Below are 15891 nucleotides of genomic sequence, written 5' to 3' on the forward strand. Positions count from 1 at the left end.
AATACCTGCCTCTGTATATGACATTTGTCATTTCTTTCTGCTGCACCTTACTTTTTACACCTTCCTGTGATACACTCTATATACAAACTTTGATGTGATAGGAACGGGAAAGGAGGGAATGTATGAGGCAGCTACAGGATAAAGCCATTATTTTCATACTCTGTACATTAAATCTTTTTGGACATCCTATTGATATTCCTCTTATCTCAGCGCTGTTATTATCCGTCAGCGCCTCCTCCTTTATTTCCTATATTGACAGGGAACGGCCTATGGAATATCTCTGTGCAGGAGGGCTTGTTCTCTCCCTTTTTCTCCCTGATCTGGCTTTATTTCTTCCGCTGTTTTTTTACGACTGCTTCAGATCAAAGAAATGGTATCTGCGTTTTGCCTGGGTTCCCCTTTATTTGTACCATTTCCACAGCTTCACGGTCTCATCATTTTTCATGTTTCTTTTTACAGGTCTGCTGGCACTGTACATATCCCGGCGGACAACGGAATATGAAAATATGATGGCAGAGTTCCATCTTGCCCAGGACAGCACCCGGGAAGAATCGCTCCATCTGGAAGAGAAAAACAGAGAGCTGATGGAGAAACAGGAATATGAAATCCAGCTTGCCACCCTGACGGAAAGAAACCGGATTGCCCGAGAAATACACGACAATGTGGGGCATCTCCTGACACGTTCCCTATTCCAGATAGGAGCCATGCAGGTTATATGGAAAAGTCAGAAAGAACTTTCCGAACAGCTTGCTTCTGTAAAAACCACACTGGATGATGCTATGACCAATGTGCGGAGCAGCGTCCATGATCTGCATGAGGAATCCGTGGATCTGTATATGGTTCTTTCACGGCTGACAGGTGAGTTCAGCTTCTGCCCTGTCACGCTGGATTATAATGCTGAAATCGAATCAAAAGAACTGAAATATTGCATTATAGCTATTGTCCGTGAGGCCTTGTCCAATATCTCCCGGCACAGTAATGCCACCAAAGCTTTCCTGTCAGTGTTGGAGCATCCCGGATTTTATCAGGTGATCATCCGTGACAACGGAACACAGACAACAGCCGCAAAAACGGGCGGTATCGGCCTTATAAATATGAGGGAACGGGTGGAGGATTTTCACGGTATCTTCAGAATAGAGATACACAATGGCTTTCGTATCTTTATTTCTATCCCAAAGCAGGGACAGAAGCCATGATAACCGTCAAAATGAATTGATGTGAGGTGTTTTTTCATGAAAATAATAATTGTTGATGATGACCCTTTTGTATGTATTTCGCTGAAAACCATCCTGCAGGCAGAGCCAGGAATTGAGGTATGTGCCTCAGGAAACAGCGGAGAGGAAGCCGTCCGCCTGTATAAAGAAATGCTTCCCGATATTCTGCTCATGGATATCCAGATGGGAAGCTGCTCCGGACTGGACGCAGGCGCCAAGATTTTGGAAAAGCATCCTGATGCCAGGATTCTTTTTCTGACCACATTTTCCGACGATGAATATATTATCCGTGCCCTGCGTATCGGTGCCAAGGGTTATCTGATCAAACAGGATATTGAGACTATTGCCCCTGCCCTGCACTCTGTCATGTCCGGTCAGAGCGTATTCGGCAGTGAGATCATCACAAAAATCCCTAAAATGATGGAAAGAACCCAGCAAAGAGACCTGGGCAAATATGGAATCCTGGACAGGGAAATGGATGTGATCGAACTGGTGGCAAAAGGCCTGAATAACAAAGAAATCGCACAGAGCCTCTATCTCAGTGAGGGCACTGTGCGGAATTATCTAAGCACTATTTTAGACAAACTGAGCCTGCGGGACAGAACCCAGCTTGCCGTTTTTTATTATAAAAATATGGATGACTGATCTTTTATCTGTCAAAAGCTGCCAAAGCTGGTGATATAGCGCCCGTCATTCAGCCTTATCCCCATCCAGAAACGTCCGTTATCATAGTTAACTGTCTGGTACCATTTGTTTTCACTCCATTTTAACAGCTTATCCGGCTCAAACCCGGTGATCCCGAAACCGATGAGTCCCACAGTAGTTCCCACCAGCATAAAAATAATACCAAGCAGAAGGATTTTACTTTTTAATGATTTTATATTCATGCCTTAACACCTCTCATTTTCTGAAACAAACTTGCAAGCCATTTGCTGAATTTTGTTGTAACTACCACGAATCTTTTGCCCAGTTCCCAGGTGATCAGTGCTGCCACGACAAAGATGCCGGCAGATAAAATCCCTGCTCCCATCTGTACCAAGCCTGTAGCTGTATCCTGAAACAGTAAAATGGCTGAACCCACTGTGCTTACCAGTGCAAGCAAAAGACTGGATACCGATAACGCACCGAAAATAACAGGAATACACCAGATGACCACATAGGCACTCAATACTAAAATTACAGCAGCAAGCGCACAGCAGAGAGCTGCCAGAACCAGACTGCCCCAGAGCGGTGAACCCAGGATCAGCAGCACAATAACTCCAACCCTAAGCCAGGCAGGGGTAGGCTTTGCGGGCCGTTCCTCTCTGTCGGTGAGGATTTCCTGGGCTATCTCACCGGGACTTCCGATCCGCTCCACAGCTTCTTCCTCTCCGCATCCGTCCTCCATATAGTCATCAATCATTTCCGAATAATAGGACAGGAACTTGTTTCGCTCCTCCCTCTTCAGACTCCGCAGCAGCCGTTCCAGACTGCTCAAAAATTCATCCTTCCTCATATTCAACTGCTCCCTTCACAAATTCATATATATCTGTCACCTGCTGCCAGTCGTCGAGAAACTCCTGGATATGTTTTTTGCCTGCCTCTGTTATCCTGTAATACTTGCGCAGACGGCTGTTATGTTCCACGGAATACGTCTCCAGACTCCCATTCGATTCCAGACGCTTTAGTATCGGATACAGTGTTGACTCTGATATCTCAATGCAGCAGGATATATCCTTTATTATCTGGTAGCCGTAGGAATCCGATCTGTATAATGCAGCAAGAACACAAAATTCCAGAAAACCTTTTTTTAGCTGTGTGTCCATGATATCGCCTCCTTATGCATTATACTATACATTGCATAGTATAATGTGTCAAGTAGTATTTTGAAAAAAATTGGTATTGGGGACTGTTATAGGATTTATTGGAGATATTGGATGTTTTTTGATGTCTGGAATTTTTCTGAAATAGGATAAACACGATACAATCGTTATATTGGTGAGAATGATTGGAAGATAGAAATATTAGGGACGACGGAAATTAGTAACTTTAGGAATTTGCGACTGTTAAACTTAGTGACCGCCAAACTTAGTGACCGCCAAACTTAGTGACCGCCAAACTTAGTGACCGCCAAACTTAGTGACTATGAGACTTGGTGACTGCCGGAGTTTATGACTGTCAAACTTAATGAATGTGGAATTTGGTGACTGCTGAAATTTGTGACTATGAAAATTAATAGCTGTAGAAATTTGTAACCACTGAAAATAGAAAACTTTGAAACCAATGACCGCCAAAATCAGTGACTACAGAAATTGGGGCCTGTGGAAATTAGTGGATGCTGAAATTTGGAGGGTATGAAGAAAAGTCTGTAAATAGGATTCTTCTATGATAAGACTTGGTGGAATGCTTAGAAATTAGGTATTCCACCTTTGTTTTATATATACCATCCAGAGGATGGCATGTCAATAGCAGGCGGCTTTTCCGCCTGTTTTAACCAAACTGTTTTTTATTCTGGAAGCCGTCCCTCATACATAATACTCAGTTCACCGTAGACCTGGCCCCAGTTCCGGATGGTGGTAGTCCACCTTTTTGTTGCTTCAAAAGTGGCTAGATACAGGGCTTTCAGCAGCGCTGTATCGCTCGGAAATACACTTCTCTGCTGGTTTAATTTCCGATACGTGGAATTCAGGGATTCTATGGCATTGGTCGTGTATATGACCTTCCGGACATCTGCTGAAAACTTGAAGATCGGAGAAATAGAATCCCAGTTATCCTTCCAGCGTTTCATGGAATTCGGATATTTTGGTGTCCATTTCTCTGTTACCCTCTCAAGGGCTGCCAGAGCTTTCTTTTCGTCTGGCGCCTGATAGATTGTCTTCAGATCCGTTGCAAAAGCCTTCCTGTCTTTATCCGGAACATATTTCAGGGTATTTCTTACTTGATGGACAATACAGCGTTGATATTCTGTTTTGGGGAAGGCAGCCGCGATGGCTTCTTTGATCCCGGCCAGACCGTCGGCACAAAGGATCAGGATGTCTTTTACACCCCGGTTTTTTAATTCATTCAGAACAGAAAGCCAATATTTAGAGCTTTCATTATCTCCAACCTGAATGGTAAGGACTTCCTTTTTTCCTTCCGTATTGATCCCCAGGATCACATATGCCGCTAGTTTGCGGATCACCCCGTTATCCCGGACAGAATAGTGGATCGCATCGATAAAAAGGATCGGATATACTTCATCTAAGGGACGGTTCTGCCAGTCTTCGATCTGAGGAAGGATCTTATCTGTTACATCAGAAATAAATCCTTCCGAAGTTTCAAAGCCGTAAATATCTTCGATCGTTTCAGAAATCTGTCGGGTGGTCATCCCTTTGGCGTACATAGAAATGATCTTCTGATCAATATCTGAAATATCTTTCTGGCGTTTTTTTACGACCTGAGGCTGAAAAGTGGATTTGCGATCCTGAGGGACCTCAATCTCCATGGTACCATAACTGCTGTTTACGCGTTTGCGTTTGTAGCCATTTCGGTAATCCTCGTTATCAGAGCGTTCAGATTTTTCATATCCCAGATGATCCTCCATTTCTGCTTCTAACATTTCTTTGATTGTTCCACCCAGAAGATCTTTCAGAGCATCCTGAATATCTTCAGCTGTCTGAATATCGTATTCTTCCAGGAGCTGATGGATAATGTTACGTTTTCCTTCTGTCATTTGTACCCGATGTACAGGTTTTTTCTCTCTTGCCATAATAAAAGGCCCTCCTATGATTATTTTGATTTTATCATAGAAGAACCCTTCAATCACATATTTACAGAAAAAGTTTCACACTCCCGAAATTTGTGACCTTTGAAGCTAGTGACCACCCAAATCTGTAATCTCCGAAATCAATAATTTAAAAACGGACTGTCTGACTATAATGTGTCAGACAGTCCGTCCAAACCTTTTATACCGTTTGCCTCTGCAAGCGCTTCCACACCGTCCAAAATTTCCTGTCTGCTGAAACCGTTCGCAGCCAGAAATTCATCTGTGTACTTGTTGATATGAATATAAAAGCTCATAGCCATCTCCAAGTATCTGCTGTCAGACTGGTCCATATCTGTGAGAAGTATATTTTCCGCCTCATTAATTTTTCCCTTGTCTGCCATTTCGATAATATCCCGGTAGAGAAAATCCGTGTCACTGGCTTTTTCCTCTTCCACCTCATACTCAGTGAATCTTCTACCCAGAACAACACTGGCCAGCGCTTTCACCATATCCTTGATCATTCTCATGATATAATCTTCTTCAAAATTCATACCATGCCCTCCTTCTTACCACTTACTAGGCATTCCCGGACAACTGTTTTTTTTCATGACTGCGCGCATCTCCACGAAGCAGCCGCAGACTCTGCACATTCCGCTTATTAAATTATCACATTCCCTGCAAAATGCAAGTCTCTCATCATAAAGCTCTGAAGTGACCTTCAAATCTGCATCCAGATTCTCAATATATTTTCGCATATCGTCAAAATACTGCCCTTCGTCCATGTCCTGAAGAAGGCATTTTCTGCAGAAGCGTCTGGGCTGGTTTCCCGTGTTCTCCATGATGTACCTCCGTCTGTCATAATTATGTAAACTAAATTCCGTCTATCAATTATATTTTATCACAGGCGGAATTTCTCGGAAATCCCGCCTGTAACCGCTCATGTTATTGTTATTTTCGTAGTATTATTATTTATAAGTCATAGTAGTATTTAAATTCTGAAGGGCTGGGGATCTGTTCAATCTCCTGCAGCTCTTTTCTCTTCCTGTCAAGCCAGATGTCAATAAGACGCTGAGGGAATACCCCGCCTGCTGTCAGGTATTCGTGGTCATTTTCAAGAGCATCCAGCGCCTCTCCCATAGAACGGGGCAGGCTCTGAATCTTTTTTTGCTCCTCAGGAGACAGAGAATACAGGTTATAGTCAAAAGGTCCCCATCCGTGACTGCGCGGGTCTATTTTATTCTTGATCCCATCCAGTCCTGCCATGAGGATTGCGGAATACGCATAGTATGGATTGGCGGTTGCATCCGGGTTGCGCAGTTCAAATCTCTTGGCCTCCGGCTTCTTTGCATATGCCGGAATGCGGATAACTGCACTTCTGTTGGACGTTGCATATCCAATAGTAACAGGCGCTTCATATCCCGGCACCAGACGTTTGAAAGAGTTGGTAGATGGGTTGGTGAATGCGCACAGGGAAGCAACATGTTTGAGCAGTCCGCCGATAAAGTAGTGAGCCGTCTCACTCAATCCTGAATAACCGTCTTTATCGTAGAAAATCGGGTTTCCGTCCTTCATGAGCAGCATATGCACATGCATACCGTTACCTGCCTCTTTATGAATCGGCTTTGGCATAAATGTGACTGTTCTGCCCTCTGCCGCTGCTGCATTTTTCAGAACATATTTAACGATCATAGTCTTATCTGCCATTTCCACCATGTCGCCCAGCTCTACTTCAATTTCCATCTGACCGGGACCCCCTACCTCGTGGTGATGATATTTTACTTTCACGCCCCACTCTTCCAACAGCATACACATTTTACTTCTGAGATTATATCCCACATCCTGAGGTGCTGCTGCATGGTATCCACCCTGGTATGGAACCTGGTAACCGTTATTCTGTCCATTGTCTATACCGCTGTTCCACTCCGCCTGTCTGGTGTCAATATTGTAGCTGCATCTCTGAGGCGTTACGCTGTAACTCACGTGGTCCAACAGATAAAATTCAAATTCCGGCCCGATGACCATCCGGTCTGCAATTTGTTCTTCCTTCATGTATTCCACTGCCTTGAGGGCCACATTTCTTGGATACTGGTCAAACGGAAGATTCTTGTCATCCCCAATAGTACAGACATTTCCGCACATAGTCAAAGTAGGAATTTCTGCAAAAGGATCCACAGTAGCTGTTTCCGGATCCGGAATAAATACCATATCGCTTTTTTCTATGGGAGCATAGCCGTAATTAGAGCCGTCAAAACCAATTCCGTAAACAAAAATGTCATCATCAAATCGTTCCACCGGGATGGTCACATGACGCCAACGGCCATTTAAATCCGTCATTTTAAAATCTATCATACGGATTTGCTTTTCCTCACACAGTTTTCTCACGTCTTCACTTGTTTTCATGTAGAATCCCCCATTCTATTTGTAAAATAATTTTTGCCGCTGTATTTTATCTGTCAGCGGTCCCATTTATCACACATGGAATTGATCTGGTCCGCAAATTTAGCCAGGTCTTTATTTGCACCGCCCTCATTATGACGGATAACCGTCATTAACCGCTGTCCGGCTGCAAGAAGTCTTGCATAAACACCGGAAGCCTTGCGGGCTTTTGCCTTCTCTTTTGCATGTTTGATCACAATTCCAACTGTTTCCTTCTCAATTTCATTTGCCAGCATATCAAATTCTGTTCCGCTGAAAGGTGCCATGGCATTGTATCCCAGTTCATTTTTCAGCCTTTCCGCAAACAGATCACATACCTGGTCATCCCCGTGGGTGACAAATACACGTTTTGGCTTCTCCTTAAACGAGGATGCCCAACGCATCAGTCCTGCATCGTCCGCATGGCCGCTGATACCCGGAAGTCTCACAATATCTGCACAGACGTGGATATCCTCGCCAAACAGTCTCACATCTGTAGCGCCTTCCAACAGTGCGCGGCCCAAAGTACCTACTGCCTGGTATCCCACAAATACAATGGTAGACTCACGTCTCCAGAGATTATGTTTAAGATGATGCTTGATTCGGCCTGCATCACACATACCACTGGCCGACAGGATCACCTTATGGCTGTCATCCATATTGATAGCCCTGGACTCATCACTGGTAATGGAGAGCTTCAATCCCGGAAAAGCAATTGGATTGATGCCTTTCTCAATAAGCTCCATAGCCTCCTCATCGTAACAGTCCGTATAATGCTCCTTAAAAATATTAGTGGCCTGGACAGCCAGCGGGCTATCCACATACACATCAAAATACGGATACTCCGGCAGCATATTTTCCTCTTTGATCCGCCTGAGAAAATACAGCATCTCCTGTGTCCTACCCACAGCAAAGGAAGGCACCACTACATTCCCGTTTTTGTCAAAGGTTCTTTTCAGAATTTTCACCAGTTCTCTGGCATAATCAGGCCTTTCACCGTGACTCCTATCCCCATATGTTGATTCCATGACCACATAATCTGCGCTGTCCAGATATTCCGGGTCTTTTATCAGAGGCTGGTTCAGGTTGCCGATATCACCGGAAAAGACAATTTTCTTCTCCACGCCCTCCTCTGTGATCCAAAGTTCAATACTGGAGGATCCCAGAAGATGTCCGGCATCTACAAACCTCACCTGTATTCCGTCCGCAATCTGAATTTTTCTGCTGTATTCACATCCCACAAATTGTTTGATCACACCCAGAGCATCTTCCATAGTATATGCCGGCACAAAATCCGCCTGTCCGTTTCTCTGTGCCTTACGGTTGCGCCACTCAGCCTCAAACATCTGGATATGCGCACTGTCACGGAGCATAATGTCACACAAATCGCAGGTAGCATTTGTCGCATAAATAGGTCCCCGGAATCCTTTTGCATAAGCCAGCGGGAAGTTGCCGGAGTGGTCAATGTGAGCATGGGTCAGCAGAGCAAAATCCACATCGGACAATGCCACCGGAATCTCCTGGTTTTCATACTGATCCGGCCCCTGCTCCATTCCACAGTCCACCAAAAACTTCTTTCCCGCCGCCTCCAGGAAATAACAACTTCCCGTAACCTCATGAGTCGCACCTATAAAAGTCAGTTTCATAAAAGAACCCCCTTTGCGGTTATATAAAAGTATGATTACTTTCATTATACCGTAAAGGGGGGGAGTTTAATAGAACTTTTCAGATTATTTTATTAAATTATAACATTAAGGCATTACCATAGATGAATGCTATCCGATCCAAATACCATCTGTCACAGGAGATTGCGATTCTGTTGTACCACCCTTCTGTGCAATGCAAGCACCTTTTATGCGATAATAATATCCTCTCGATACACTAACGTTGTAGCTTCTTGTCAAAGAAGTTGTATTATAAGCTGAGTCTCCATAGGTTCCAACATTATACCAATAACCATTTGAATATCTCTGTAATGTTAAGCTCAAAGTCATCTTATCACACTTTACACTTCCATACACGGCGCCAAAAACATTAACTGTTCCATTTTCATTATTTGTTATTCTTACAGTCCCTTGATTGAGTATATTACCTCTGACTAAAGTATTTATTACTTTCTCTGCACTATTTTCCAAAGTAAGTTCTGAACCGTCAACTACTTTTCCAACATCATCTATACCGTCAGCTGAAACCACAACAGATGTTGTTCCTAACATTGTAAAGCATAGTAATAATACAATTATTTTTTTTAATCCTCTTTTCACTTGTTTATCCTCCTTAGTATCACATTAAAATATTTTCAATTATCTTAATCATTTCCTCTTTATCCAATTTTCCCATTATTTCAAAATAGATGTTTTTGTATATCCAATCTGCGATATATGTTGGTTTTTTATCTTCTTTTTCCATCACTTCATTTAATTGGACAGAAATATCAACAAATTGACTTTTCAAATCTCCAATTTTCACTCCCCGATCATTCTTAGATACTCCACTTGCATCTTTACAATTTGTAAATATTGTAAGAAAAATGGTTTCATCGCCATACGAATATTCTAAACATGCATATTGCGCGTCTTCCTCCAATATATAAGATTTATATATCATTTCATCTGGCATATAAAAGAATTCAGGTAGCTTGATTTGCAACTTGTTTTCCACTTCATTTCTATCCCTTTCTTCTGTGATATCACTCTCCATTCTATCGGTATTATTCTCAATTACAGTCGTCTTTCCATCTCCCAAAACTTTCTCCACTTTTTGCATGACAAAAGTTCGGTTTGCTTGACTACTCATAGACACTCCAAATACACCTAACAATGTTACGGCTATCATAGCAACCCACTTCACTGCCATCCGCCTACGATGAGTAAACTCTACTACTTTTCCTTTTTCATCACTGCGAATACCTTTCTTAATTGGAATGTTATCAGCGACTATCTTTTCCTTCTTCTCATCTGAAAGTTCTATCTTCTCAACAATCTTATCTGTCTCGCCTTCTGCTGTCTCATCAGCTTCGGCCAGGAGGCCCCTTTCCTTAGCTACTCCAACGATTTTCTGGAACAGCTCTTCGGAGGGCTCAAAATCATCTAAGTCCGGGTCGTTTTCCAACCCGTTTATCATCTCTGCGGTTTCATCAAGGACTCTTTGGCTGATCCATTCCTCAAACGCTTTGTCTTCCTGGCCTGCCGCAGACTTATGTGTTTTTTCAATTTGCTTTTCGTCCAATTTACTCATGAAACTCCTATCTTTCCTTGACTTTTCCTGACAAGTGTATCATATTATCTTATAGTATTTATCTTTTTAACTATTATTTTTGAATGAGCAGGAGGACACCATGAAACATATCGTACTTACCGGCGGCGGTACTGCCGGACACGTTACCCCCAATATTGCAATGATTCCCCGCCTTAAGGAACTCGGCTATACCATTTCTTATATCGGTTCCTATGAAGGAATCGAAAAAAAACTGATAGAGGAAATGGGTATCCCTTATTATGGAATTTCATCCGGTAAATTAAGACGCTATTTTGATGTCAAAAATTTTACTGACCCATTCAAAGTTATGAAAGGCTTTGCGGAAGCTAAAAAACTTATGAAGCAGTTAAAACCTGATGTTGTCTTTTCCAAGGGCGGTTTTGTTACCGTACCTGTGGTGATTGCGGCAAGCAGAAAAAAAATCCCGACTTTTATCCACGAATCAGACATGACACCTGGTCTGGCTAATAAAATATCCATTCCTTTTGCCACAAAAGTGTGCTGCAACTTTCCTGAGACCGTGTCTGAACTGCCAGCCAACAAAGCTGTACTGACAGGAACTCCTATACGTCAGGAGCTGCTGGAAGGAAGCCCTGAGAGGGCACGGGAATTTACCGGTTTCACTTCTGACAAACCGGTTATTATGATCATTGGCGGAAGCCTTGGTGCTGCGGCCGTAAATGACGCCGTCCGTGCCGTACTTCCTGAACTGCTAAAAAATTTCCAGATTATCCATCTGTGCGGCAAAGGGAAACTGGACGAATCGTTAAAAAACACAAAAGGCTATGTACAGTATGAATATATCAAAAAGGAGCTGGCTGACTTATTTGCCCTTGCGGACATTGTCATATCAAGAGCCGGCGCCAATGCCATCTGTGAACTGAGTGCATTGAAAAAACCGAATCTCCTGATTCCGCTCTCTGCACGCGCAAGCCGCGGTGACCAGATACTGAATGCCCGTTCCTTTGAACGCATGGGCTACAGCGTAGTTCTGGAGGAGGAGGAAATCACCAATGAAAAACTTGTTGAGACCATTAACTCCCTCTATAAAGAACGCGCCGCCTATACAGAAGCCATGTCCAAAAGCAAACTGACTGATTCTATTGAAGAAATCGTCCAGCTTTTTGAACAGGCCGTGAACAGGTAATTCATAAGGAATCATACTCTGACTGATATCTTTGTTTCAGCCATTCCATCATCCTGTGTCTCTTGGTACGCACATTTCCTATGGTGATGCCAAGAGCACGGGCAATCTCTTCGTCGCTTTCTCCCATGACATATGTTCTCATCACAATCTCATACCAGTCCATATTCTTTGCCTTCAGAGAATTCAGAATCTTACCGGTAAATTCTTTGTGCACTATCATCTGTGCCATATCATCATTATAATATCCGGCTTTCTTTCCTCCGCTGTCGTTCTTTTGTGTCATTTTATCCGTGTCTTCTTTTTCGGCGCGGTCAGCCGTAACTACTTCATGCACCTGATATGCCTTCTTACAATAATCTATGGCTTTTCTTCTTGAACAGACTGCAAACCATTCCGCAAAACGTGTTTTGTCCACAGTGTCCACCTTTTCCAAAAAAGTCAGAAATGTTTCCTGGCAGATATCCTGTGAAAGATCTGTATCATACAAGACACAGTATGCCGCTTTCATAACTAAACGATAATATTGACGAAAGATTTCACGAAATTTTTCTTCTGTCATTTTAACCCTTTTCCTGAAGTCTAATCCATTGAAAACTTCTCAAGGATTTCCTGCTTATCCTCCTCTGTTAATTTCCCCGGCGTCCATGTAATCCCAGCATTATCCCCAACACTGCGTGGAATCAGATGGATATGGAAGTGGAAGACCGTCTGACCGGCTGCTTCCCCGTTGTTCTGCACAACATTGTAACCATCGCAGCCGAGAACATCTCTCATCCTGGTGATTATTTTCTTTGCAAGCACCATCGCTTTACCTGCCAGCTCATCAGGGATTTCATAGAGATTGGCATAGTGCTGTTTCGGCAGAATTAAAGCATGTCCTTTGTTCGCTGGTCCCAGGTCCAGTATAACCCGGAAGTCCCCATCCTCATAGAGCGTTGCAGACGGAATCTCGCCGTTTGCAATCTTACAAAAAATACAATCCGACATATTTATTTCTCCTTTCTGTGCTGCTTTTGCCGGCTCTTTTCGACGGCATTCTGTCATAAGTTTGTCGTTTTTTGGCGCTTTTTAGGTTATGAAATTATTTGATATTTGGCAGTAACAGTGCTACACTATCAACGTAAAGAAAGAACAGGGGGGACACCTAATGACTATACAATCCGGCACTGACCAGAGCACCAGGATGCCCGAAACTGCTGATTATAAGATGCTTTATCAGCAATTAAAAATGAAGCATCAGTTTATGCTTTCCCAGGTTTCTCACGAAATAAGAAATCCTGTCACTTTGATCAACAGCTTTATGCAGCTTTTAGAAGGGCGGCATCCTGAACTTATCCAGGACAACTACTGGCAAAAAATCATGGAGAATATGGATTTTCTAAAATCACTTCTCAACGAATTATCCGCCTTCAACAACTCAGAAAAACTAAATCTGCAGAATTCCAACATATATACTACATTCTGCGATGTAATTGAATCTGTGACCCCAGCTTTGAATGAACGGCATATAACCATAGATTTACAAAAAACATCTCCAATACCCGTTATAAAAGCTGACGGCACAAAGCTCCGTCAACTTTTTCTCAACCTGATAAGAAACGCATCAGACGCCATTGAAACAGAAGGCCATATATTCTGTACCATACAGTCTGACGGTGAATCTGTCACTTTTACTATATCGGATACCGGGAATGGCATTCCGTCTGAATATCAGGACGACCTGTTTGAACCGTTTATCACACACAAACAGGAAGGTACCGGTCTCGGTCTGCCTATATGCCGGCGTATTGTCTGTGCCCACAAAGGCACTATCTCTTTCAAATCCAAATCCGGTGAAGGCACCACATTCAAAATCGTTCTTCCGGTCAGCTAACTACACAAAAATGTGCTGCCTTTCAGTATGAAGGCAGCCTTTTCTTTCCGTGATAAAGAATTATACCAAGGGCAAATCCGCATAAAAGCCCGCCAAAATGAGCTGCGTTATCCACTCCGGCACTTGTAAAGCCATGATAAAGTGTAAGCGCAGCCATAAAAACAAGCTGCCTTGTTGTAAACTCACCCAGTCTTCCTCGATTTCTCATTACTACATAAATCAGTGCTCCGATCACAGCAAACACCGCTCCGGAAGCACCTGCGGAGACTACCGCCTCCCCTCCTCTAATTTCTGCATAATAAGAAATATAGCTTGCACCCATTCCGCCAATCAGATAAATAAGAAGATAGCGTATTCTGCCAACTTCTCTTTCCAGGCTGTCACCGAGAAATACAAGCACCAACATATTATTTCCCAGATGTGCCAGTCCGAAATGAAGAAACATACAGGTAAAAAGCCGATAATATTCATGTCCCTGTTCTATGAAGGGTGTATATGCAGCTCCCCAGTTTACAAGATGCCGGCTGTCCAGCGATGACCCTGTTATCTCCGTCAGCAGAAACACCAGGATATTGACAGCTATCATAATTGTGTTCATCAGAACACTCTTCCGCATCCGTAAAAACCGACTGAAATCGGATTCCGGCCTCTGGTTCCAGTTACTGTAATCCACCATGCACTACCTGCCTTTTTCTTCTTCTCTGATATAGTCTTCAGCCCTGCGATAACCACAAACCACTCATCACTCCCTGCCTGCAGGACATAGCATCATTATAAGCTCTTTCCCAGATTAACGCAACCATATCCTTCCATTTCTACGGTTTAAAATAAGCGAATTAAACCTCCTTATTCTGAAAATTACAGTACTGTAACTCTGTTCCCGCAATACTTATCCTGTCATCATTATGCAGTAAATATTCCCGTTCCGGTTCCAGTATTCTGCCGTTTAAGAAGGTTCCGTTTTTTGAATTCAGATCAGATAAAAAGTAATCATTTTCATCTCTTCGTATTCTTGCGTGGATCCTGCTCACTGCCGGATGCCTCAGGCAGATATCTGCTGCAGACGCCAATTTTCCAATAATCTGTATCTCTTTATCAAGTACATGTCTCTTTGGCTTTTCCTCTTCGTCCCAAAGTAAACATGCGTTTCTCTCATCTGCTTTTTTCGGTGACAGCAGAATGGTAGGCTCACATGTATCAAAATCACCGGTTTTGGCATTCTCCTTTTCCAGACCTGCCTTTCCCTGTTTTTCTCTTTCACCATTATCCTCTTTATATTCGGACTCCCTCTCCCATCCCCACGCTTCCAACTGGTCCAGTTCCCGTTTCTTCCTTTTTTTCTCTTCCCTCGCGTTCTTCAGACGAAACACTATAAATGCACCAACAGCAGCGGCTGCCGCTGCAGACACGCCTATACTGATCTGGAGTATATTGGCTATCTCGTAGTGCAACAGAAGATAGATACAAACTGCTGCGGCCGCCAGCGTAAAAATGCACCCCACAGCATTTAAAAGCGGATGTTTGTCCTCTATCTCTTCCTCCTCCTGAAAAAAATCATCCAATGCCTGTTTTCTTTTTTCCTCCGTTATTGTTTCCTCTCCCGAATAATCCAGTCCATCATATGAATTTTCCGGCTGATTCTTTTTCTCATCTGCTGTCTCCATGGAGACTTTTCTGAGTTCTCTGCGAATCTCATCTGCCCCAATTCCTGCCTCCACGCTCTCCCTGTATACCCCATAGCCCAGAACAACTGCTTCCGCATCCTTGTGATCGATTTTGGGAAGTATATACTCTGTCAGCTCTAAAACTCCGTTCCTTCCTGCCTCCCGGCTCACAGGAAAACAACAAAAATAAAGATGCTGCCAATCTGTATCCATATAGATATATTTTGGATTAAACAAGATAGTCTCCGCATCCAGAAGATATTCCTCCAGCTCTTCCATGATATCTGCCACGGATTTGAAAATCCTCTCCAAATCCGTCTTTCCGAATTTTTTTGCCTCATAATTCAGCAAAAGACTCTGTCTGGACGTTACCTCATAATAAAACAGAGGTACTCCATCTATATAACGCACAGAAAGGGGAAGCAGGCCTGCCAATTGGTTGTGTAAAAGCATTTTCATCTCATATCCCTGCATATTTAGTTCTCCGTCAGTCTTCAGCATCAGATAGCTGTGATTCATTTCCCTTCTGTACTCTGCCTTCACATTTTCCCCTCCTTATCCTCTAAATAACCTGTGCATTTTTCCTCTTCGTTTTG

At 43.1% G+C, this 15891-nt stretch carries 18 protein-coding genes; 4 read left to right on the plus strand and 14 right to left on the minus strand.

Features of this window, described 5'->3' with window-relative positions; translation table 11 throughout:
- The first annotated feature begins 122 nt into the window (after positions 1-122).
- Entirely contained in the window at positions 123-1196 is a 1074-nt protein-coding gene (locus tag BLCOC_RS25300) for a sensor histidine kinase (protein WP_115623758.1), read from the plus strand.
- A gap of 36 nt (positions 1197-1232) precedes the next feature.
- A complete protein-coding gene (locus BLCOC_RS25305; RefSeq protein ID WP_115623759.1) occupies positions 1233-1859 on the plus strand; it encodes a response regulator transcription factor in 627 nt (208 codons plus the stop codon).
- A gap of 11 nt (positions 1860-1870) precedes the next feature.
- Here BLCOC_RS25305 and BLCOC_RS25310 read toward each other — a convergent pair whose 3' ends face one another.
- The 10 genes from BLCOC_RS25310 to BLCOC_RS25355 form a co-directional block, all read right to left on the minus strand.
- Complete coding sequence (locus tag BLCOC_RS25310; protein ID WP_018593426.1) at positions 1871-2101, minus strand: hypothetical protein; 231 nt, start codon at positions 2099-2101, stop codon at positions 1871-1873.
- Complete coding sequence (locus BLCOC_RS25315) at positions 2098-2709, minus strand: DUF1700 domain-containing protein (protein WP_029471342.1); 612 nt, start codon at positions 2707-2709, stop codon at positions 2098-2100. Before BLCOC_RS25315 ends, BLCOC_RS25310 begins: the two co-directional genes overlap by 4 nt.
- Positions 2696-3019 (minus strand): PadR family transcriptional regulator, encoded by a 324-nt coding sequence (locus BLCOC_RS25320; protein ID WP_018593428.1) that lies wholly within the window; start codon positions 3017-3019, stop codon positions 2696-2698. The genes BLCOC_RS25315 and BLCOC_RS25320 overlap by 14 nt, the downstream gene beginning before the upstream one ends.
- 680 nt (positions 3020-3699) lie before the next feature.
- Positions 3700-4941 carry an IS256 family transposase gene (locus tag BLCOC_RS25325; protein ID WP_115623313.1) on the minus strand — a complete coding sequence of 414 codons (1242 nt, stop codon included), beginning with the start codon at positions 4939-4941 and terminating at the stop codon, positions 3700-3702.
- Between the two features lie 164 nt (positions 4942-5105).
- On the minus strand, positions 5106-5489 hold the full coding sequence (locus BLCOC_RS25330; protein ID WP_115623760.1) for a DUF6483 family protein: 384 nt from the start codon (positions 5487-5489) through the stop codon (positions 5106-5108).
- 15 nt (positions 5490-5504) lie between these two features.
- Complete coding sequence (locus tag BLCOC_RS25335; RefSeq protein ID WP_029471345.1) at positions 5505-5777, minus strand: DUF6171 family protein; 273 nt, start codon at positions 5775-5777, stop codon at positions 5505-5507.
- A 130-nt stretch (positions 5778-5907) separates the two neighbouring features.
- Positions 5908-7338, minus strand: coding sequence for a type I glutamate--ammonia ligase (gene glnA, locus BLCOC_RS25340; RefSeq protein ID WP_115623761.1), 1431 nt, complete (start codon positions 7336-7338; stop codon positions 5908-5910).
- Positions 7339-7391: 53 nt separating this feature from the next.
- A complete protein-coding gene (locus BLCOC_RS25345) occupies positions 7392-8999 on the minus strand; it encodes an MBL fold metallo-hydrolase RNA specificity domain-containing protein (protein ID WP_115623762.1) in 1608 nt (535 codons plus the stop codon).
- 129 nt (positions 9000-9128) lie between these two features.
- Positions 9129-9617 (minus strand): DUF6147 family protein, encoded by a 489-nt coding sequence (locus BLCOC_RS25350; RefSeq protein ID WP_115623763.1) that lies wholly within the window; start codon positions 9615-9617, stop codon positions 9129-9131.
- A 19-nt stretch (positions 9618-9636) separates the two neighbouring features.
- Entirely contained in the window at positions 9637-10590 is a 954-nt protein-coding gene (locus BLCOC_RS25355; protein ID WP_115623764.1) for a DUF4367 domain-containing protein, read from the minus strand.
- A 100-nt stretch (positions 10591-10690) separates the two neighbouring features.
- Here BLCOC_RS25355 and BLCOC_RS25360 point away from each other — a divergent pair, with 100 nt between their 5' ends.
- The gene (locus BLCOC_RS25360) at positions 10691-11758 is read left to right on the plus strand and encodes an undecaprenyldiphospho-muramoylpentapeptide beta-N-acetylglucosaminyltransferase (protein ID WP_115623765.1); all 1068 of its coding nucleotides are present in this window, start codon (positions 10691-10693) and stop codon (positions 11756-11758) included.
- Position 11759: 1 nt separating this feature from the next.
- Here BLCOC_RS25360 and BLCOC_RS25365 read toward each other — a convergent pair whose 3' ends face one another.
- Together BLCOC_RS25365 and BLCOC_RS25370 are read right to left on the minus strand one after the other, a co-directional pair.
- Positions 11760-12317 (minus strand): RNA polymerase sigma factor, encoded by a 558-nt coding sequence (locus BLCOC_RS25365; protein WP_115623766.1) that lies wholly within the window; start codon positions 12315-12317, stop codon positions 11760-11762.
- A 20-nt stretch (positions 12318-12337) separates the two neighbouring features.
- Positions 12338-12745 (minus strand): HIT family protein, encoded by a 408-nt coding sequence (locus tag BLCOC_RS25370; RefSeq protein ID WP_115623767.1) that lies wholly within the window; start codon positions 12743-12745, stop codon positions 12338-12340.
- Positions 12746-12905: 160 nt separating this feature from the next.
- On the opposite strand from BLCOC_RS25370, the gene BLCOC_RS25375 reads away from it, so the two are divergent.
- A complete protein-coding gene (locus BLCOC_RS25375) occupies positions 12906-13631 on the plus strand; it encodes a sensor histidine kinase (protein WP_115623768.1) in 726 nt (241 codons plus the stop codon).
- 22 nt (positions 13632-13653) lie between these two features.
- Here the strand turns inward: BLCOC_RS25375 and BLCOC_RS25380 are convergent, their stop codons facing one another.
- Both BLCOC_RS25380 and BLCOC_RS25385 read right to left on the minus strand, forming a co-directional pair.
- Positions 13654-14247 (minus strand): rhomboid family intramembrane serine protease, encoded by a 594-nt coding sequence (locus tag BLCOC_RS25380; RefSeq protein WP_165907235.1) that lies wholly within the window; start codon positions 14245-14247, stop codon positions 13654-13656.
- Positions 14248-14467: 220 nt separating this feature from the next.
- Positions 14468-15838, minus strand: a complete 1371-nt coding sequence (locus tag BLCOC_RS25385) for a DUF6382 domain-containing protein (RefSeq protein WP_115623770.1) — start codon at positions 15836-15838, stop codon at positions 14468-14470.
- Positions 15839-15891: the final 53 nt, after the last annotated feature.

Origin of the sequence: Blautia coccoides (genome assembly GCF_034355335.1) — a bacterium.
Classification (GTDB): Bacteria; Bacillota; Clostridia; order Lachnospirales; family Lachnospiraceae; genus Blautia; species Blautia producta.